The 18,566-nt window shown below is 68.2% G+C and carries 18 protein-coding genes and 1 pseudogene; 11 read left to right on the forward strand and 8 right to left on the reverse strand.

All coding sequences use genetic code 11. The features are described 5' to 3' along the window. Positions 1-119 precede the first annotated feature (119 nt). Positions 120-905 carry an IclR family transcriptional regulator gene (locus VHA82_RS13985; RefSeq protein ID WP_325544656.1) on the reverse strand — a complete coding sequence of 262 codons (786 nt, stop codon included), beginning with the start codon at positions 903-905 and terminating at the stop codon, positions 120-122. A 114-nt stretch (positions 906-1,019) separates the two neighbouring features. Here VHA82_RS13985 and VHA82_RS13990 point away from each other — a divergent pair, with 114 nt between their 5' ends. From VHA82_RS13990 to VHA82_RS14005, 4 genes are read left to right on the forward strand one after another with little or no spacing between them, the layout of a single operon-like run. Further along, the gene (locus VHA82_RS13990; protein WP_325544659.1) at positions 1,020-2,015 is read left to right on the forward strand and encodes a tripartite tricarboxylate transporter substrate binding protein; all 996 of its coding nucleotides are present in this window, start codon (positions 1,020-1,022) and stop codon (positions 2,013-2,015) included. A 2-nt stretch (positions 2,016-2,017) separates the two neighbouring features. Further along, positions 2,018-3,403 (forward strand): MmgE/PrpD family protein, encoded by a 1,386-nt coding sequence (locus VHA82_RS13995; RefSeq protein ID WP_325544661.1) that lies wholly within the window; start codon positions 2,018-2,020, stop codon positions 3,401-3,403. 32 nt (positions 3,404-3,435) lie between these two features. Beyond that, positions 3,436-4,209, forward strand: a complete 774-nt coding sequence (locus VHA82_RS14000; RefSeq protein ID WP_325544663.1) for a short-chain dehydrogenase/reductase — start codon at positions 3,436-3,438, stop codon at positions 4,207-4,209. Positions 4,210-4,265: 56 nt separating this feature from the next. Further along, positions 4,266-5,621 (forward strand): MmgE/PrpD family protein, encoded by a 1,356-nt coding sequence (locus VHA82_RS14005; protein WP_325544665.1) that lies wholly within the window; start codon positions 4,266-4,268, stop codon positions 5,619-5,621. Here the strand turns inward: VHA82_RS14005 and VHA82_RS14010 are convergent. Both VHA82_RS14010 and VHA82_RS14015 read right to left on the reverse strand, forming a co-directional pair. Beyond that, positions 5,618-6,982 (reverse strand): MmgE/PrpD family protein, encoded by a 1,365-nt coding sequence (locus VHA82_RS14010; protein ID WP_325544669.1) that lies wholly within the window; start codon positions 6,980-6,982, stop codon positions 5,618-5,620. The genes VHA82_RS14005 and VHA82_RS14010 overlap by 4 nt on opposite strands. A 4-nt stretch (positions 6,983-6,986) precedes the next feature. Further along, on the reverse strand, positions 6,987-7,964 hold the full coding sequence (locus tag VHA82_RS14015) for a tripartite tricarboxylate transporter substrate binding protein (protein ID WP_325544671.1): 978 nt from the start codon (positions 7,962-7,964) through the stop codon (positions 6,987-6,989). 301 nt (positions 7,965-8,265) lie between these two features. Here VHA82_RS14015 and denD point away from each other — a divergent pair, with 301 nt between their 5' ends. Continuing rightward, positions 8,266-9,258, forward strand: coding sequence for a D-erythronate dehydrogenase (denD, locus tag VHA82_RS14020; RefSeq protein WP_325544673.1), 993 nt, complete (start codon positions 8,266-8,268; stop codon positions 9,256-9,258). Between the two features lie 94 nt (positions 9,259-9,352). Here the strand turns inward: denD and VHA82_RS14025 are convergent, their stop codons facing one another. Genes VHA82_RS14025 through VHA82_RS14035 form a run of 3 tightly spaced genes read right to left on the reverse strand, consistent with a single transcriptional unit; the run spans position 9,353 to position 11,731 of the window. Then, positions 9,353-9,772 carry a Zn-ribbon domain-containing OB-fold protein gene (locus tag VHA82_RS14025; RefSeq protein ID WP_325544676.1) on the reverse strand — a complete coding sequence of 140 codons (420 nt, stop codon included), beginning with the start codon at positions 9,770-9,772 and terminating at the stop codon, positions 9,353-9,355. Further along, positions 9,769-10,908 (reverse strand): thiolase family protein, encoded by a 1,140-nt coding sequence (locus VHA82_RS14030; RefSeq protein WP_325544678.1) that lies wholly within the window; start codon positions 10,906-10,908, stop codon positions 9,769-9,771. The genes VHA82_RS14025 and VHA82_RS14030 overlap by 4 nt, the downstream gene beginning before the upstream one ends. Then, the gene (locus VHA82_RS14035) at positions 10,901-11,731 is read right to left on the reverse strand and encodes an alpha/beta hydrolase (RefSeq protein ID WP_325544680.1); all 831 of its coding nucleotides are present in this window, start codon (positions 11,729-11,731) and stop codon (positions 10,901-10,903) included. The genes VHA82_RS14030 and VHA82_RS14035 overlap by 8 nt, the downstream gene beginning before the upstream one ends. 147 nt (positions 11,732-11,878) lie before the next feature. On the opposite strand from VHA82_RS14035, the gene VHA82_RS14040 reads away from it, so the two are divergent. Genes VHA82_RS14040 through VHA82_RS14055 form a run of 4 tightly spaced genes read left to right on the forward strand, consistent with a single transcriptional unit; the run spans position 11,879 to position 16,139 of the window. Then, a complete protein-coding gene (locus tag VHA82_RS14040) occupies positions 11,879-13,459 on the forward strand; it encodes an AMP-binding protein (RefSeq protein WP_325544682.1) in 1,581 nt (526 codons plus the stop codon). Then, positions 13,456-14,328: an SMP-30/gluconolactonase/LRE family protein gene (locus VHA82_RS14045; protein WP_325544684.1), complete on the forward strand. Its 873-nt coding sequence runs from the start codon at positions 13,456-13,458 to the stop codon at positions 14,326-14,328. Before VHA82_RS14040 ends, VHA82_RS14045 begins: the two co-directional genes overlap by 4 nt. A 28-nt stretch (positions 14,329-14,356) precedes the next feature. Beyond that, positions 14,357-15,322, forward strand: a complete 966-nt coding sequence (locus VHA82_RS14050; RefSeq protein WP_325544686.1) for a tripartite tricarboxylate transporter substrate binding protein — start codon at positions 14,357-14,359, stop codon at positions 15,320-15,322. 34 nt (positions 15,323-15,356) lie between these two features. Then, entirely contained in the window at positions 15,357-16,139 is a 783-nt protein-coding gene (locus VHA82_RS14055; protein ID WP_325544688.1) for an IclR family transcriptional regulator, read from the forward strand. A 25-nt stretch (positions 16,140-16,164) separates the two neighbouring features. Here VHA82_RS14055 and VHA82_RS14060 read toward each other — a convergent pair whose 3' ends face one another. Together VHA82_RS14060 and VHA82_RS14065 are read right to left on the reverse strand one after the other, a co-directional pair. Then, positions 16,165-16,410, reverse strand: coding sequence for a hypothetical protein (locus VHA82_RS14060; protein WP_325544691.1), 246 nt, complete (start codon positions 16,408-16,410; stop codon positions 16,165-16,167). Between the two features lie 299 nt (positions 16,411-16,709). Next, positions 16,710-17,099, reverse strand: coding sequence for a nuclear transport factor 2 family protein (locus VHA82_RS14065; RefSeq protein ID WP_325544693.1), 390 nt, complete (start codon positions 17,097-17,099; stop codon positions 16,710-16,712). A 37-nt stretch (positions 17,100-17,136) separates the two neighbouring features. Here VHA82_RS14065 and VHA82_RS14070 point away from each other — a divergent pair, with 37 nt between their 5' ends. Continuing rightward, positions 17,137-18,048 (forward strand): LysR family transcriptional regulator, encoded by a 912-nt coding sequence (locus VHA82_RS14070; protein WP_325544695.1) that lies wholly within the window; start codon positions 17,137-17,139, stop codon positions 18,046-18,048. A 236-nt stretch (positions 18,049-18,284) separates the two neighbouring features. Beyond that, positions 18,285-18,566: pseudogene (locus tag VHA82_RS14075) on the forward strand (IS256 family transposase); the annotation flags it as partial.

Here is an 18,566-nt window from a genome sequence, read left to right on the forward strand (position 1 = left end):
CTCGACGAGCGCCTGGCGCGAGCTCAGCGGTGGAGCGACGCGGGGTTGTCCGCGAGAATGCGCCGCCGCACGGCGTCGATTCCCATCGGAGCTCGAGCGCCCGGAACTTCAGCCGCCGCTCAACGCGCCAACGCGCGCGTGAGCGCAGCCGCCTCGCGCGCGAGAAGTTCGTGCATCTGCGCGACGCGCTTGTCCGTCATGCGCGTCTCGATGGCCGCGATGCTGAGCGCGCCGATCGGCGTGCCGGTCGGCGTCCTGAGCGCGACGCCGACGGCGCGCACACCCGGCACGCCGATGGCCTGCCCGCATACGATGCCGCGCTGGCGCGCCTCCGCCAGGCTGCGCCGCAGCCGCGAGAGCGTGAGGCCGGGAAACGACGAGAAGCGATCGGCGTTGTGTTCGACCACGTCGTCCGCATCCTCGGCGGCCGCGAGAATCGCGAGCCCCGCCGCGCCCACGCCGAGCGGGCGGCGGTCGCCGACCGACATCACGAGCGTCTTCACGGGATACGTGCCCTCGGCGCGGTCGACGCACACGCCGTCGTAGCGCTCCCGCTCGATCAGGAACACCGTGTCGCCCGTCTGCGCGGCGATGCGCGCGATGGCCGGCGCGCAAATCGTGCGCAGCTTCACCTGCTCGGCCGCGGCCAGCCCGATCTCGTAGGCGAGCGGGCCGAGGAAGTACCTGTGCGAACGCGGCACGAAGCGCAGCACACCCTCGTCCTGCAGACAGCGCAGCATCCGGTGGGCGGTGGTGCGGTTCAGCCCCGTCATCTCCGCGAGTTCCGCCACGGAGCCGCCGTCGCGGTTGATGCGCGACAGCGCGGAAAGCAGCCGGAAGGCTCGGCGCAGGCTCTGCGTGCCGTCGGTGGGGCGGTCGGCGGCGCGGGACGTTCGTGTGTTCATATCGTGGACGCATGCGCCGCGAAAGCGGTTGATGCCGGGGTGGTGTGGTCCTATCCTACGCGCGACGCGCCGAATCCGGCGCCGTGTTCACGTCATGACTTGCGGAGACTCGAGATGGAGACAAAAGCATCGGATCGACCGAGCCGCCGCCAGGCGCTCAGGATCGTCGCGGCCGTGGCCGCATGGCCCGCGCTCGCGGCGCACGCGCAGTGGCGCCCGCAAAGGCCCATCCGCATCGTCGTCCCCTACGCGCCCGGCGGAACGACCGACCTCATCGCGCGCATCGTTGGGGTTCCGCTCGGCAAGGAACTCGCGCAGGAAATCGTCATCGACAACCGCGGCGGGGGCGGCGGCACGATCGGCATGGGCGCCGTCGCCCAGGCGGCGCCGGACGGCTACACGCTCGGCATTCCCGCGATCGGCGCGCACGCGGCCAACGAAACGCTCATGTCGAAGCTGCCGTACGACACCGACCGCGACTTCCAGCCGATCGTCTTCATCGGCGCGTCGCCCCTCGTGGTGGTGGTGAACCCGTCCAACCCGGCGCGGGATGTGCGCGACCTGATCGCGCGCGCCAAGGCGGCGGGCAAGGTCGTCAACTTCGCCTCGGGCGGCATCGGCCTGGGCAGCCACATCGCGGGCGAACTGCTGAAGATCCGCTCGGGCGCGGACATGACGCACATCGCCTACAAGGGCGGCGGCCCGGCGATGGCCGACGTGATGAGCGGGCAGGTGGACCTGCTCTTCGCGCCTGTCGGCACCGTGCTGCCGATCGTGAACTCGGGCAAGCTGAAGGCGCTCGCCATCGCGTCGGCGACGCGCTCGCAGCGCATGCCTTCGGTGCCCACCATGCAGGAAAGCGGATTTCCGGACTTCGTCATGGCCGAATCCTTCGGCCTCGTCGGCCCGAAGGGGCTTCCCGCCGACATCGTGCAGCGGCTGAACCAGGCCGTCATCTCGGTCCTGCGCCAGCCTGAAGTCGCCAAGCGCCTCGAGGACCAGGGCGTGGACGTGTCGCCCTCCACGCCCCAGCAGCTCGAAGAGTTCATCCGCGGCGAAGTGCGGAAGTACCGCGACGTGATCCAGCGCGCGGGAATCAAGCTCGGCTGACCGTGTCCGATACCGGCTTCGACGCGACGCTGCGCACGCTCGCGGCCCACACGCTCTCGGTGACGCGCGAGCGCCTCACGCCCGCAGCGTTGCATGCGACGAAGACGCTGCTCGCGGATTCGATCGCATGCGCCGTGGGCGCGTACGAGGCCGAGCCCTGCGTCGTCTCGCGCGAACTCGCGCGCGAGTCGCAGGGCCGGATGACGGCCCGGCTGATCGGATGCGGCTCGCCGACCACGATGGAGATGGCCTGCTTCGCCAATTCGGTGATGCTGCGCTACCTCGACTTCAACGACACGTACACGTCGGTGGGAGAGGGGCACGCGAGCGACATGCTGCCGGCCCCGCTCGCGCTGGCGGAAGGGCTCGGGGCGAGCGGCATGGACGCGCTCGTCGGCATCGCGGCCGGCTGCGAGATCTTCGGGCTGTGCACCGACACGTTCGGCCTTGCGGAACGCGGCTGGGACCATGGCTTCTTCATCGTCCTCGCGAGCGTCGCGGCCGCCGGCTCGCTGCTGCGGCTGGACGAAGCGCAGCTTTGCAACGCGTTCGCCATTGCAGCCAGTGCGAACGTGCCCACGCGGCAGACGCGGCGCGGCGAACTCTCGATGTGGAAGGGCTGCGCGACGGCCGCTTCCGCACGCGAGGGACTCTTCGCCGCGCTCCTCGCGCAGCGCGGCATGACGGGGCCGCCGCGCGCGTTCGAAGGCAGGCACGGCGTGTTCGATCAGGTGACGGGGCCGTTCATCCTTCCTCCGGTGCAAGCGTCACCCGGGCGCTTCGGGGTCGAACGCACGGGTCTCAAGTGGTACCCCACCGAATACCACAGCCACGTGCCGCTCGCGATGGTGCAGCAGCTTCGCACCCGCGTCGCGCTGCAGGACATCGAGCGCATCCACGTGGAGACCTACCAGCGCGGCTGGTCCGAGGTGGGCGACGAGCCCGAGCGGTGGGACCCCCGCACGCGCGAAACCGCCGACCACAGCCTGCCTTTCATGCTCGCCGCGATCCTGGCCGACGGCGAACTCACGCTCGAAAGTTTTCGCGAGGCGCGGATCGCGGACCCCGAACTGCGGCCGATCATGCGCAGGATCAGCGTGAGCGAGAACCCCGAATTCACGCGCATGTTTCCGCGCAAGCTGCACGCGCGCGTCACGATCACGGCGCGCGACGGGAGCACGCATTCGGCGGAAGCCGACTACCCGCGCGGACACCAGTTCGATCCGCTCACCGGCCAGGAGGCCGACGCCAAGTTCGACGCGTTGTGCGTGCCGCTCATGGGGCAGGTGCGTTCGCGCGAACTGCGCGAGGCGATCCACTCGCTCGACAGCGCGCCGGGCCTGGAGAAGATGATGGACCTGGCGGCGTTCGACGCGCGCCCCTGCTGAACCCGTAGCCGATACGCGAAACCGGAGATGCCATGGACTTGCAACTGCGCGGCAAGCGCGCGCTGATCACCGGTGCCTCGCGAGGCATCGGCGCGGGCGTGGCCGAAGCGCTCGCCGAAGAGGGCTGCGACCTGGAGCTCGCCGCGCGCAGTGAAGCCGATCTGCGGCAGCTCGCCTCGACGCTCGCCGCGCGTCACGGCGTGCAGGTGCGCGTGCACGTCGCCGACCTCACCCGGCCCGAGGAGTGCGCGCAACTGGTGCGCAGCGCGGGCAGCCTCGACATTCTCGTGAACAACGCCGGCGCGATCCCCCAGGGCCGGCTTCAGGACATCGACGACCAGGCGTGGCGCAGCGCCTGGGAGCTGAAGGTGTTCGGCTTCCTCAACGTGACGCGCCAGGCCTTCAAGGACATGTGCGAGCGCGGCGGTGGCGTCATCGTGAACGTGATCGGCATCGCGGGCGAGCGGCCCGTGCCGAACTACGTCGCGGGTTCCATGGCGAACGCCGGGCTCATGGCGATGACGCGTGCGCTCGGCGTGGAAGGCATCGCCCGCGGCGTGCGCGTGGTGGGCGTGAACCCCGGCGCCATCGAAACCACGCGGCAGACCACGCGCTGGAAGGCTCGCGCGCTGAAGGAGCTGGGCGAGGAAAACCGCTGGCGCGAGCTCGTGGCGGGCTTTCCGCGCGGGCGCCTCGGGCAGGTGCGCGAAGTGGCCGACACAGTCGCCTTTCTCGCGTCCGATCGATCGAGCTACACGAACGCCACCATCGTCACGGTGGACGGTGGGTGGACGGGCATGCAGTAGAGGCATGCAGTAGGGGCATGCAGTAGGGACACGCGAGACACGAGGGCAATTCAGACATGGACCGATTCACCCGGCGGATCGCCGAATTCGCCGCCTCGCTCGACGCGTCGCGGCTCACGCCTGCCGCCGTGCACGCGGCCAGGCGCCTGCTTCTCGACAGCTTCGGCTGCGCGATCGGCGCAATCGAAAGCGATCCCGTGCGCATCGCATGCCGCATCGCCGACAGGTGCTCGAGCACGCCGGGCGCGACGGTGTGGGGTTCCGGCCGCGCGAGTTCCGTGGACGCCGCGGCATTCGCCAACGGCGTCATGGTGCGCTACCTCGACTTCAACGACACCTACATGTCGCTGGAGGCATCGCACCCGAGCGACATGTTCGCCGCGATCCTCTCGGTCGCGGAATCCATGCGGGCCTCGGGGCCAGAGACACTCCTCGCGCTCGTCGTCGCATGCGAAGTGGAGATGGCGCTCGCCGATTCGTGCAACCTCTTTCGCAAGGGATTCGACCACGGCCTGTACATCTCGATCGGCACGGCCGCGGGTGTCGGCAGGCTGATGAGTCTCGACGTGGAGCGCATGGGCAACGCCATCGCGCTCGCGTGCACGCCCAACGTTCCCACGCGCCAGACGCGCAGCGGCGAGCTCACCATGTGGAAGGGCTGCGCGGCCTCGGCCGCCGCCCGCTCGGCGATCGTCGCGGCGCAACTCGCCGCCGAAGGCATGACCGGCCCGACCGAAGCCTTCGAGGGCAGGCACGGCATCTTCCAGCAGGTGACGGGGCCGTTCGAACTCGTGCCGCTCAGCGACGGCACGTCACCCTTCGCGATCGAGCGCAGCGCCATCAAATACGTTCCCACCGAATACAACTCGCAGTTGCCGATCTACCTGGCACTGCAGCTGCGAAAGAAAGTCGCGTGGGAGCAGATCGACTCGATCGACGTGCAGACCTACAACTTCACCTACACCGAGATCGGCAGCGAGCCCGAGAAGTGGCGACCGACCACGCGCGAGACGGCCGACCACAGCCTGCCCTACATGCTGGCCGTGACGCTCATGGATGGCGAAATCTCGGTGGCGTCGTTCTCGGACGAGCGCATCCGCGATCCGCGCCTGCCGGGACTCATGGACCGTATCCGCATCCATGAGAACGCCGAATTTTCGCAACGGTATCCGCGGTTCATGGACAGCCGCATCGAAGCCGTGTCGCGGTCCGGCAAGCGCTTCGTCGAGCAGGGCGAGTACCCGAAGGGGCACCACCTCAATCCGATGACCGATGCCGAAGTGGAGGAGAAATTCTTCCGTCTGTGCGAAGGCAGGATGGACCGCACGGCCGCGCAGGCGCTGCTGCGCGCCACCTGGTCGCTGGAGACGCTCTCCGATGTCGGCGAGCTGATCGGGAAGCTGCGCTTCTAGCGCGCCACGAGCAGGTTGGCGATGACCGCCACGTCGTCGGCACGCTCCACATCTTCGATGCGTTCCAGCAGGGCTTCGGCGTTCGTGCGCGAGAGCCTGCCCGCCACGAGCGCGCGGAACTTGTCCTTGATCTCCTCGCGCGTCATCGGCAGCTCCTGCGTGCCGCGCAGCGCGCCCACGCGTTCGCTGTAACGCGTGCCGTCCTCCATCACCACCGTCACGACGCTCATCCAGCGCACGGGGTAGACGCGTTCCGACTCCGCATCGACTTCGAGCCGCACCTTGCGCGCGACTTCCAGCACCTCGGGGTCGGCCAGGTTGCGGGGCACGTATTCGTTCATGCCGTTGCCGTTCTTCACGAAGCGCAGCCCGAGGCTGAAGGCGGTGCTGTACTGCGCGGACGCGATGTCCCGCGGCTCGACGATGGTGCCCGCGTGGAGGATGCCCTCTTCGCACGTGCCCACCACGATCTCGCGGATGCGCTTCGGATCGGGCGCGTGCTTCCCGATGATGCGCCGCGCCGCCTCGATCGGCGCCTGGATGAAGTACACGGTGCAGTACGGCTTGAACGCGGTCTCCACGAACATGTATTCCTCGCCGAGTCCTTGCACCATCGGCCCCAGCTCGGTGATGTCGCAGAAGACGCGGCAAAAGCCGAACTTGCCCTCCAGGATCGTGGGCGGGCCCGTGAGCCCCTCGCGCGCGAGCAGCGCGGAGCGAACGCCGGTCTGCGCCGGGATGCCGCAGTGCAGGCGCTTCAGGCTGCCGCCCGTCTGCGTGTATTCGCGCAGGCCCGCCGCGCAATGGCTGCCGGCGATGCCGATGGCATTGAGCACGCCCTCTTCGTCCAGCCCGAGCAGGCGCGCGGAAGCCGCCGCGATGCCGAAGGGGCCGTTCATGGGATGCGTGTTCGAGCCGCGGCGCAGCAGCACGGCACCCGTCACGAGCGAAACGCGCGAGACCAGCTCGAAGGCGACGATCATTCCGAGCAGCAGGTCGCGGCCGGAGAGATGCAGCTTCTCGCACAGCGCGAGCGCCGGCGGCACGCCCAGGCAGCCCGGGTGCTGGATCGCGCGCATGTGCACGTCGTCCATCTCGAAGCCATGGCCGAAGCACGTGTTGAGGAAGGCCGCGTTGTCGGGCGAGGTCTTGAAGCCGTAGTAGGCGATCGTGCAATCCTCGCGCCCGCCGAGCGCCTCCACCATGCGCGCGATCTGCTTGCTCCACGGCAGCGTGGCGCATGCGATCTGGATGCCCAGCTGGTCGATCAGCAGATCGATGGCCTTGTCGATCGCGTAGCGCGGGATGCTCTCGAAGGCGACCGAATGCGCGAAGCGCGCGATGGTGCGTGTCTCGTTCATCCGTTCACTCCGCCTTCAGGCCCGCGGCGCGGATGAGGTCGCCCCACTTCGCCGACTCCGTTCGAATCCGCTCCCGCAACGAAGCACCGCCCTGCCCCGCGGCGCCGGGCTCGACGCCGAGTGCGTCCAGGCGCGAGAGCATCTCCGGGTCGGCCATGGCCCGGGCGGTGGCCGCGCGCAGCGCATCCGCCACTTCGCGCGGCACCTGCGCCGGCGCGAAGAGGCCGTACCACGTCGCGACTTCGTAGTCGGCAATGCCCTGCTCCGCGGCCGAAGGCACATCGGGCACGAGCGGCGAGCGCCTCGCCGCGATGACGGCGAGCGCCTTCACCTGATGCGACTTCAGCTGCGCGCGCGTGGACGCGATGGTGGTGAAGCCCACCTCGACTTCTCCCCCGAGCAGCGCCACCTGCAAGGGTCCGCCGCCCTTGTAGGGGACGTGAACGGCCTGCAGCTTCTGCATGTACTTGAGCAGCTCGCCCGCGAGCGCGGGCGGCGTGCCGACGCCACCCGAGCCGAACGTGAGCGAATTGGGCCTGGCGCGCGCCGCGGCGATGACATCGGGCAGCGTGTTGCCCGGGTAGCGAAGGTTGGCCACGAGGATGGCGGGCGAAGTTCCGAGCAGCGCGATGGGCTCGAACGCGGTCGCGGGATCGTAGGGCGCATGGCCGTAGAGCGACGGCGAGATCGTGAGCTCGGAGTTGCTGCCGAGAAGCAGCGTGTAGCCGTCCGGCGAGCTGCGCGCGACCGCGTCGGCGCCGATCATCGCGCCGCCGCCGGGGCGATTCTCGACGAGGAAGGTCTGCCCGAGCATCGCGCCGAGCCGCTGGGCCAGTACCCGCGCGATCACGTCGGTGCCGCCGCCGGGAGCGAACGGGACGATGATCTTCACCGGACGGTCGGGGTACGCGGCGGCCGCGGCCGCGGGTGCCGCGAAGAGGATGGCCGCCACCAAGGCGGCAGCGATGCGGAATGCTCGCATGATTGTCTCCAACGGGCCGGCTTGTTCACCAATTGAACGCAGTCCCGGCTCGACGGAAAGCATAGGAAGAGGCGCGTGCAGCGACAAGGAGTTTGTGAACCGCGGCGTTCATGATGCGAACAGCGTTCCATCCGTTCGGATCGCAGGGGGCGCGAGAGCCGATGAGCGTCCCCCATTGGCGGATGGCCAAGTCGTCTTGCACAGGCGGCGCGTGAACGGCTATCGTGCCGGGCATGAAGAGAGTTGCGATCTTGACCGGTGCCGGCAGCGGCATCGCCCTTCGATCCGAGAGACACGCCACATGAACATCCTGATCACCGGCGCCGCCGGCTTCATCGGCAACCGGCTCGCACGCAAGATCCTCGAAAGCGGCAATCTTGCCGGCAGGCGCGTCGAGCGGCTCGTGCTGCTCGACCAGTTCGCGCCCGCGGATGACCTGCGGCGCGACGCGCGCGTCGAGTGCCGCACCGGCCCGTTGCTCGATCAATGCGCAGCGTTACGCGACGAGACGTACGACGGCATCTTCCATCTGGCTTCGGCCGTGTCCGGCGAATGCGAGCTCGATTTCGAACTGGGTCTTCGGTCGAACCTCGACAGCACACGCGCGCTGCTCGAGGCGGTGCGCGCGAGCACCGCCCGCGGCCATCCGCCGACGCGTTTTGTCTTCGCCAGTTCCAGCGCCGTCTTCGGCGCGGACGAAGGCCATGAGATGCCCCAGGTCGTTACGGATGAAACCCTGCCCGCGCCGCAGACCTCCTACGGCACGCACAAGCTCATGTGCGAATACCTCTTGGCCGACTACACCCGCAAGGGTTTCATCGACGGGCGCTCGGCGCGGCTCGTGACCGTGACGGTACGCCCCGGCAAGCCCAATGGCGCGGCGTCGTCGTTCTTCAGCTCCATCATTCGCGAGCCGCTCGCGGGCAGGCCGGCGGTCTGCCCCGTATCGCCCGACGTGGCGCATCCCGTGTCGTCGCCGGGCAAGACCGTGGAGGGCCTCATCCGCGTGTTCGAGTGCGGCCGCGAACAGCTCGGCGGCCGGCTCGCGCTCAATTTCCCCGCATTGAACGTGCGCGTGGGCGAGATGCTCGAAGCGCTCGAGAAGGTCGCGGGCCGCCCGGTGCGCAGCCTCGTGCGCTTCGAGCACGACGAGCGCATCGCAAAGATCGTGGCCGGCTGGCCGATGGCGCTCACCGCCGAACGCGCGAAGCGCATCGGCCTGGAGCCGGCAACGTCGTTCGAGGCCATCGTGCGCGAGTACGTCGCGGAGTTTCATCCGGAGCTTGCGAAATGACGCAAGGCGGCAGGCTGCATGCGAACGACTCGCACGCGCGCGTGAGGGCCGGCGATTCGCTGACTTCGCTGGCGGGCGGGTCCGCGGGTGCTCCTCACCCGCCGGCGTCGCGCTCGAACTTCACGAGCGCCGCCGCTTCGGACACGCGCTCGAAGACGGCACGCACCTTCATCCCGATGCGCAGTTCTTCCCGCGCCAGGCCCACGAGGTTCGTGAACATCTTCGGCCCTTCCTCGAGCCGCACGAGCGCGACGTTGTAGGGAATGTCGGCAGCGAAGGACGGAAAGTAGGCGCGGTGGAAGATGCAGAACGTCTCGACTTCGCCGCGCCCGTTCGTTCTCACCCACTCACTCTTCTCGCCCAGGCAGCGGGAACAGTAGCGGCAGGCGGGAAAGCGCAGCAGTCCGCAGCCGGTGCAGCGCTGCACGCGCACTTCGCCGCGCGATGCGCCTTCCCAGAAGGGACCGTTCTCGCCGTCCGGGTCCGGCAGAGGTTTGCTCGGGTCGGTGTTCATTCGGGCGAGCTGCTGTAGATGATGGAAGTGATGAGCGGCGAGCAGCAGATGTACTGCACGTTGTCGACCGTGCCGGCCTGCCGCGCGCCGCATTGCCCGCGAATCTGCCGCACCGCTTCGACGTTGAGCGCCCAGCCCTGCATGTAGCTTTCGGACAGGTGGCCGCCGCTCGTGTTGGCAGGAAAGCGGCCGCCCAGCGCGAGATGTCCATCGGCCACGAACCGCCCGCTCTCGCCCGGCGGGCAGAAGCCGAAGCCTTCCAGCGCGAACAGCACGACGGGCGTGAAGTTGTCGTAGATCATGAGCGCATCCATCTCGTCGCGGCTTCGCCCCGCGTTCGCATACACGTCGGCCGCGGCGGCCTGCATGGGCGCGCGCCAGTAGTCCTCCGGCGGAAACGTGGAGCCGCCGAACTGCGACGCCTGCGCGAATCCGCTCACGTACACCGGCTTGTTCGCGCCCGCGGCCGCACGGTCCGCGAGCGTGAGGATCATCGCCACGCCGCCGTCGTTGATGAGGCAGTAGTCCAGGAGGCGCAACGGCTCGGCGATGAAGCGCGCTTCGCGATAATCGTCCATCGTCATGGGCTTGCGCATCACGGCCGCCGGGTTGAGCAGCGCGTGCGAGCGCAACGTCGTGGCGACGCGGCCGAGATCGTCCGGCGTCGTGCCGAACTCGTGCATGTGCCGCTGGAACATCATCGCGTGGAACGCGCCGGGCGAGGTCATGCCGTAGGGAAACCACAGGCCCGCGCCGCCGCTGCCGTACACGTCGGAGCCGCCCCCGTAGCGGTCGCCGCCGGAGCGCCCGTTGTTGCCGTAGACGAGCGCCACGGTCTTCGCGAGGCCGGCCTGCAGCACGGCCACGGCCTGCTCGATGCAGTTGCCGCTGAAGCGGCCCTGGCCCGGCGTGGTGCTCACGAAGCGCGGGTTGAAGTCCAGCATCTCGCACAGCCGCTGGTAGTCGGGGATGCGGTTGACGATGAGGCCGTCCACTTCCGAGAGGGCGAGGACCGCATCGGAAAGCGCTTCCTTCAACGCCCAGATGCCGAGGTCGTAGGGGCTGTGCTCCGGCAGATTGCCGAACCGCGTGTGGCCCACGCCGATGACCGCCGCGCCAGCGCGCCGCTTACTCACGGCAGGCCGTCCCGTCCGCCTGCGCGGCGAAGTGCAGCAGTTGCAGCGCGCACGTCGCGGGTGCGACGTGCTGGGCCATGTGATAGGGCGACGGCAGGCGGATGTAGCGCAGGTTCTTCACGTGCTGGCGCAGCAGCTCTTCCTGCAGCGTGCTCGTGAGCGTTCCGTGCGTCGGATACAGGCCGAGGACCGGTGCTTCGATGCGAGGCAGGAGCGGCCGCGCGTCCGCGGCCATCGCCACGCTGAACATCTCGTGCAATGTATTCAGCCGGCTCGACCCCATGTCCTGCGCGAACCAGGCGGCCATCGCGGGATTCGGCTCGCGCGACATGAGCACCCCGTCGTGCATCGCATCGGCCCAGCCCTGCGAGCCGAGTTCGTCGAGCGCCGCATGCACGTCGCGCCGGCCGAGCGCGACGCGCGAGAGGTTCTGCTCGTCGAGGAAGACCGGCGACGACAGCAGCGTGAGCGTGCGCACCTTGCGCGGATGCTCCGCCGCGAGCTTCATGCCGAGGATGCCGCCCAGCGAATCGCCGCAGTAGTGGAACGTGCTCGCTTCCACGTGCGCCGCCACGCCGAGGATGTCCTCGACATAGTCGTCGAGACTGCGAGCGGGCGCGTCGCCGGACCGGCCGCAGCCGCGCAGGTCGAGCCGCACGATGCGAAACCAGCGCGAGAGGTACGGCACCCAGCCGCGCCACAGCGTGGACGAGCGGCCGAGTCCGTGCTGCAGAACGAGGGAGGGCGCGTCGCGCCACGCATCGGTGAAGTCGTCGACTTCGTAGTGGATCGCGTGGCCGCGCGGGCTTTCCAGCATGGGCATGGTCCGTCGTCTCCTCGCGCGAAACCGCCTTCCGCGCCTGGCGTGCAGTGTACTTGACCTGTTCATCCATGTGAACTAGGATCGTCGTAGTGAACTGAGTTCGGCGACCGGCCGACCCCCCCCCAACGCATACGAGGAGCTGGCGTCTTGCAGGCTTTCGGGCCACCCGCCCTCACCCTTTGCGACCTGCTCGTGTGCCAGGCGGCGCACCGGCCGCAGGCCGAAGCGCTCGTCGACGCGCGCTTGCGGCTCACGTGGCGCGAGCTTCATGCGCGGGTGGAAGCCGCGGCCGCGGGCCTGCAGGCGCTCGGCATCGGGCGCGGCGACAAGGTCGCGCTTCTCATGGGCAACCGCGCCGAATGGGTGATCGCCGCTTTCGCCATCGCGCGCGCCGGCGCGGTGACGGTCGCGCTGAACACGTGGTGGACGCCGCGCGAGATGGCCTATGCCCTCGAGCAGTCGGACAGCGTGGCGCTCGTGTGTGCGCCGCGCTATCTGAAGCACGACTATCTCGCGGCCATCGGCGAATTGCGGGGCAGCGGGCGCATTCCCGCGGTGCGGCATCGCATCGCGCTCGGTGCGGCACTTCCGGCGGGCTGGACACCCTGGGACGGCGTCGCATCGCCGAAGAACGGTGCGCCGATCGGGGCGGGCCCCGCGCCGGATAACGTCGCCTTCATCCTCTACACGTCCGGATCAACCGCGCATCCGAAAGGCGTGCTGCTGCTGCACGGCGACATGCTTCGCAATACATTCCAGATCGGCCAGAGGCAGGCGCTCACGGCGGGCGATCGCGTCTGGCTCGCCGTCTCGCTCTTCTGGGGGCTGGGATGTTCGAACGCGCTGCCGGCCGCGTTCACGCACGGCGCGTGCGTGGTGCTGCAGGAGAGTTTCGATGCCGGCGAGGCGCTCGCGCTGATCGAGCGGGAGCGCTGTTCGGTGCTCTACGCCACACCGAACATGGTGCAGGCGATGGACGAGCACGCCGACCGCGCCACACGCGATCTGTCGAGCCTGCGCACCGGCGTCACCATCGGCACTGCCGAGCAGATCATGCGCGCCGTGAAGCTCGGCGCCACGGAGATCTGCAACGTGTACGGCTTGACGGAGATCTACGGCAACTGCCACGTCGCGGGGCGCGACATGCCGCTTGCGCAACGCATCGCCTGCGTGGGGCCGCCCCTGCCGGGCGTACGGCACCGGATCGTCGACCTCGACACCGGCGTCGCGGTGGCGACCGGTGAGCTGGGAGAGATTCGCGTGAAGGGTTTCGTGAGCCCGGGCTACTACCGCATGCCCGAGGCCTCCGCGGCCGCGCTCGACGAAGAGGGTTTCTTTCGCACCGGCGACCTCGGCTTCGTCGATGCGCAGGGCTGCCTGCACTTTCGCGGCCGCGTGAAGGAGCTCGTGAAGACGGGCGGCATCAACGTGGCACCCGCGGAGATCGAGGCGGTGCTGATGGCGCATCCGCAGATCGCGCTCGCGCTGGTGACGGGCGTGCCGGATGCGGCGCGCGACGAGGCCATCGCGGCGGTGATCGTTCCGCGCGACGGCGCGACACTGACCGAGGAGGCGGTGCGCGCGTATTGCCGCGGCCAGCTCGCCGCCTACAAGGTGCCGTCGCTCGTCTGCTTCAGCCGCGAGACGGATCTGCCGCTCACGACGACCGGGAAGATCCAGAAAAGCCGCATCGCGAGCACGTTCTTCCCGCGCGAGGTCGCCCCATGAGCATGCGCAGCGTCGAGGCGCGCAACTCGCTCGGCGAGAGCCCGGTGTGGTGCGAGCGCACGCAGACCTTGTGGTGGATCGACGTGGACAAGCCATCGCTCTGGCAATGGAAGCCGTCCTCCGGCGACGTGCGAACCTGGCCGCTCGCGAAGCCGCCGGGGAGCATCGCGCTGCTCGACGAAGGGAAGCTTCTCGTCGCATTCCGCACGCGGTTCGCGGTGTGGTCCGAAGAGGAGGGTCTTCGACCCCTGAGCGGTTCGCCCGAACTGGGCCCGACCGAAGAGCGCTTCAACGACGCGAAGGTCGATGCGAACGGACGCCTCTGGATCGGCACGATGGACCGCAAGACGCACCGCGACGTCGGCGCACTGTATCGCTTCGCGCCGGGCGCCGGGCTGGTCGAGATGGATCGCGGCTTCTGCGTTTCCAACGGCATCGCGTGGAGCCCTGCGGGAGACTGCATGTACTTCGCCGAGACGCACAGCCGCTCGATCTTCCGCTATGCGTTCGACGCGCGGAAGGGCGCGATCGGACCGCGCGAACTCTTCGCGCGAATCCCCGAGGGCCGCGGCGGCCCCGACGGGCTCACGGTCGACCGCGAAGGCGCGGTGTGGTGCGCGATCTTCGGCGGCGCATGCATCCAGCGCTTCGGACCCGATGGCAGGCTCGAACAACAGATCGCGCTGCCCGTCACCCAACCCACGAGCTGCACGTTCGGCGGCGAGGACATGCGCACGCTCTGCGTCACGAGTGCCCGTTACGGGCTCGGTGAGAGCGAGCTGGCGGCGCAGCCGCTGGCCGGCGCGCTGCTCGCGCTTCGGGTCGACCGTGCCGGCCTGCCGCAGACGATGATGCGCACGATCGCATGACGATGAATCACGACGCAAGGAGACAAGCATGAGAGTTCTCGCAAGATTCGTGGTGGCGCTGCTCGCCGCCGCATTCGCCACGGTCGCGCTCGCCGCCTACCCCGAGAAGCCGATCCGGCTCGTCGTGCAGTACGGCGTCGGCGGCAGCACGGACGCATTCGCGCGCATCATCGCGGCCAGGCTTTCCGAGCAGATGGGCCAGCAGGTGGTGGTGGAGAACAAGCCGGGGGCCAACGGCATCCTCGCGACCGACACCGTCGCGAAGGCCGCGCCCGACGGCTACACGATCCTCTTCAACACGAACGCCGACAGCGCGAACGTGAGTCTCTACAAGTCCCTGCCCTACGACCTCGACCGCGACTTCGCGCCGATCACGCTGGTGGGCGACATGCCTCACCTGGTCGTGGTGCACCCCTCGGTGCCCGTGAACACGCTGAAGGAGCTGGTCGCGCTTGCGAGGCAGAAGCCCGGGACGCTCAATTTCGCATCGGTCGGGACCGGTTCCACGCCGCATCTGGCGGGCGAACTGTTCAGGATCTCCGCCGACGCCGACATCGTTCACGTGCTCTACAAGAACAGCGGCCAGGCCATCACCGATCTGCTGAGCGGGCAGGTGCAGGTGATGTTTCTCGGCGCCGTCTCGGGATTGCCGCACGTGAAGGCCGGCAAGCTGCGCGTGCTCGCCGTCACGAGCCGCACGCGCCTGCCTGCGCTGCCCGACGTGCCGACGGTCGCCGAAGCGATCGGCGTGCCCACGTACGAGGCGAGCACGTGGTGGGGCCTGCTCGCGCCGGCGCACACGCCCGAGATCGTGATCGCCACGCTGAACAAGGCGGTGGCCGCTGCGCTGGCCGCGCCGGAGACGCGCGACCAGATCCTGAAGCTCGGCGCGCTGCCCGTGGGCAATTCGCCCGCGCAATTCGCGGCTTTCCAGAAGGCCGAAATCGCGCGGTGGGCCCGCGTGGTGAAGGCGGCCAACATTCCTCAGAACTGAGGGCTGCCTCGCGAAGAGGCCGTAGCATAGAGGCATGTCGAAGTCGGCGCTGCGTGTTCTGGAGATCATGGAGTTCATCGCTGAGAAGCCCGCGGGGTGCACCCACACGACGCTCGCGCAGCAGCTGAAGATTCCGAAGAGCAGCCTCACGGTCCTCCTGCAGGACCTCGTGTCGAAGGGCTACCTGCAGCGGCATCCGGAGACGGCCGTCTTCACCGTGGGCGTGCAGGTGCTGTGGCTTGCCAACTCGTACCTGCGCAACCTGAATCTGGTGCGCATCGGCCAGCCGCTCGTCGCGCAGGTGTTCACGGCGCTCGCGCAGTTCGCGTTCATGGGTGTGCCGCAGGGGCGCGAATACGTGATCGTCTGCACCGAAAGCCTGCCGTCGATCTTCGCGCATACGCTGCAGGTGGGACAGCGCGGGCCGCTGTACTGTTCGGCGGTGGGCCGCGCGATGTTGGCCTTCATGCCTGCCGCGCAGGTCGACGACATTCTCTCGGGCCCTCGTCCCGCGGTGACGTCGCGCACGCGCACTTCGTTGCGCGAAGCCAAGGCCGCCGTCGAGCGCACGCGCGCCACGGGCATCGGCTATGCCGACGAGGAATCGATCGCGGGTGTGCTGGGCTGGGCGGCGCCGGTGTTCGGTGCGAACGGGCAACCGGTGGCGGCCATCGGTGTGGGCATTCCGACCGGCGAATACAAGGCGTCGTTGCTGCCGCGGATCGAACGCACGCTGAAGGCGGCGGCGCGGGCGATGTCGGAGCAGCTCGGCTGCAGGGAGTATCCGGGCCTGGGGCCTGCCGCTCGCGCGGCGTGACTGCTCCGCGTGGGCGGGCGGCTGCTCAGGCGTCGGCGAGGCACCGTGCCTGCTGCAAGCCCGTGAGCAGCGCGCGGTGGTGCGCTTCTTCCAGGCTCGCGCAGGTGACCGGCTCGATGGCTTCGGCAATGGGCTTCGCGTCCCAGAAGGAACGCGGCTTGGTGCTGTCGAACACTCGGCTGTGGCCGAGGAAGATGTTGCCGAGTTCGCCCATGGGGCAGGCGTATGACGCGATGTAGAAGCCCCGCATCGGGCCGATGATTCGTTCCAACTCACACCTCGTGTCGAATGAAAGCGGCGATTCGCCGCATCCGGAGTTCGATTCGCCGTACGGGACGGCGGGCTTGTGACGAGGGCTGTGTTGTTGTTGGAACGGCTGAAACGGGCTTGCCCTCGAAGTGAGTTGACTCTACGTGGGGTGGGGGTGGGCCGAACTGACAAAGATCAAGCGCGGGCGATGTCTCGCATGGCCGACGATTCCACCGGTGACCAGAGTGCGGCGTCCGGCCCGTTCGAGATCGAAGTTCATGAATGTCTCCATGGTTCGTCGACGGGGTCGCGAATGAATGACTAGGCTTTGATCTCGAGCGATGCGATCCGTCCGCGCTCGAGGCGGAACACGTAGCGCAAATCGGCCGGGCTTCCCGGGAAGTCGCCGGTCAAGCGGCATGTCACGACATGCCGGTCACCTTGCCGGACGGCCGAGAGCGGGCTGCTCGTGTAGGCGTACTTCGTGGACGCGGCGCTCTTCCACCCCTTGATCGCGGCGATGCCGGTGTAGGTATGTCCCTCGTCCCGGACGACGGCGTCGTTGGTGAAGCAACGCGCCACAGCCTCTGCATCGCCCCTGTCGGATTCGAAGTAGGCAGCGATGGGTTCGGGAAGATTCAGTTGGGTCATGGCTATCTCCTGCTTGACGGTGACACCAGTTTGGCGTTCATCATTCAATAAAGGAATCATCTAAAATCTTCGCAGGCTATGAAGCGAAGAATACATAATGCGCGGGTCTGAATTTGCCGAAATGAAGGCCTTTTCGGCCATCGTCGAGCGGCAGAGCTTCGCGCGTGCGGCGGATCACCTCGGGCTGTCCCCTTCGGCACTGAGCCAGACCATTCGACAGCTCGAGGCTCGCCTCGGAGTCCGGCTTCTCGATCGGACAACGCGCAGCGTGGCGCCTACGGCGGCCGGGCTGCGGCTGCACGATCGCATCGCACCCTTGTTGCACGAGCTGGATGGCGCGGTCGCTGATGCGATCGCCGCGACGGGCCGCACCGCCGGAACGCTGCGCATCAATACGCTCGGCATCGCCGCGCGAAAGATCATCGCGCCTCGTCTAGGCCGTTTCCACCGCGCGCATCCGGACGTGGTGCTGGATGTCGTGGTCGACGAGGGCCTCGTCGACATCGTCTCCGGCCGCTTCGATGCCGGCATTCGCGTCGGCGAGCGGCTCGAGAAGGACATGGCGGCTGTGCGCCTCACCCCGGACGTGACCATGTTGGCGGTCGCCTCGCCCGCTTACCTGGAACAGCACGGTGAACCTCGCACGCCATCCGACCTGCATCGCCATGCATGCATCAACTGGCGTCTGCCTGGAAGCGGCAGGATCTACCGGTGGAAGTTCGAGAGAAGAGGCAAGAAAGTCGAGATGCCGGTCGAGGGGCCGCTCATCTCGAACCACCAGGACGTGGTGATCCAGGCGGCGCTGCAGGGCCTGGGAATCCTCTACGCATATGACATCGATGACGTCAGCGAGGCACTGCAGCAGGGACGACTGAGACGAGTGCTCGCGGGGTGGTCGCTCACGAGTCCGGGCCTTTACCTGTACTACTCCAACCGCAGGCATCCACGACCGGCACTTCGGGCCTTCATCGATTGCTTGCTTGACAGGGATGAAGGTGCATCGAGCTGACCGCAAGACGCGGCTCAAGGCCGCAGTCCATGCCCGTACCCTCTCTTGGTAGGGCGTGCTGGACTCGAACCAGCGACCAAGGGATTATGAGAAGCGGCGTCCGTCGCAGAGCCAGTGTTTATGCGGGCTAGCGGGCGGTGAAAAGCTGGTGTGCAAAAAAGTGTGCTACGAAAATGGTTTGCTAGAGCCTGTCCTGAATTTTGTGTGAGGCATAACATGACCGACCAGGAGCATTTATGCCAAGCAGAACGAAGCAGAAGAACGCGGAGATCGCGGCCCGGAGCGCAGCGCTGCCGAAGATCCCCAAGGAGCTGATGGACCAGTTGGTCTCCGGGCCCATGACCGGCGAGGAGGTCAACGCCGCCACGCTGGCGTTCAAGAAGGCGCTGATCGAGCGCGTGATGGGAGCCGAGCTGGGCCACCATCTGGGCCAGCCCGCCGAGGACGCCAACCACCGCAACGGCACGAGCGCCAAGACGGTGATCACTGGCGAAGGCCCGGTGCGCGTGGACATCCCG

The sequence above is a fragment of the Ramlibacter sp. genome (genome assembly GCF_035548915.1).
Lineage (GTDB): Bacteria > Pseudomonadota > Gammaproteobacteria > Burkholderiales > Burkholderiaceae_C > Ramlibacter.

Excerpts from the sequence above, each read along its gene's own strand:
- VHA82_RS13985 (WP_325544656.1), bottom strand. The coding sequence starts at position 905 with ATGAACACACGAACGTCCCGCGCCGCCGACCGCCCCACCGACGGCACG.
- VHA82_RS13990 (WP_325544659.1), top strand. The coding sequence starts at position 1,020 with ATGGAGACAAAAGCATCGGATCGACCGAGCCGCCGCCAGGCGCTCAGG.
- VHA82_RS14000 (WP_325544663.1), top strand. The coding sequence starts at position 3,436 with ATGGACTTGCAACTGCGCGGCAAGCGCGCGCTGATCACCGGTGCCTCG.
- VHA82_RS14005 (WP_325544665.1), top strand. The coding sequence starts at position 4,266 with ATGGACCGATTCACCCGGCGGATCGCCGAATTCGCCGCCTCGCTCGAC.
- VHA82_RS14010 (WP_325544669.1), bottom strand. The coding sequence starts at position 6,982 with ATGAACGAGACACGCACCATCGCGCGCTTCGCGCATTCGGTCGCCTTC.
- VHA82_RS14015 (WP_325544671.1), bottom strand. The coding sequence starts at position 7,964 with ATGCGAGCATTCCGCATCGCTGCCGCCTTGGTGGCGGCCATCCTCTTC.
- denD (WP_325544673.1), top strand. The coding sequence starts at position 8,266 with ATGAACATCCTGATCACCGGCGCCGCCGGCTTCATCGGCAACCGGCTC.
- VHA82_RS14025 (WP_325544676.1), bottom strand. The coding sequence starts at position 9,772 with ATGAACACCGACCCGAGCAAACCTCTGCCGGACCCGGACGGCGAGAAC.
- VHA82_RS14035 (WP_325544680.1), bottom strand. The coding sequence starts at position 11,731 with ATGCCCATGCTGGAAAGCCCGCGCGGCCACGCGATCCACTACGAAGTC.
- VHA82_RS14045 (WP_325544684.1), top strand. The coding sequence starts at position 13,456 with ATGAGCATGCGCAGCGTCGAGGCGCGCAACTCGCTCGGCGAGAGCCCG.
- VHA82_RS14050 (WP_325544686.1), top strand. The coding sequence starts at position 14,357 with ATGAGAGTTCTCGCAAGATTCGTGGTGGCGCTGCTCGCCGCCGCATTC.
- VHA82_RS14055 (WP_325544688.1), top strand. The coding sequence starts at position 15,357 with ATGTCGAAGTCGGCGCTGCGTGTTCTGGAGATCATGGAGTTCATCGCT.
- VHA82_RS14065 (WP_325544693.1), bottom strand. The coding sequence starts at position 17,099 with ATGATTCCTTTATTGAATGATGAACGCCAAACTGGTGTCACCGTCAAG.
- VHA82_RS14070 (WP_325544695.1), top strand. The coding sequence starts at position 17,137 with ATGCGCGGGTCTGAATTTGCCGAAATGAAGGCCTTTTCGGCCATCGTC.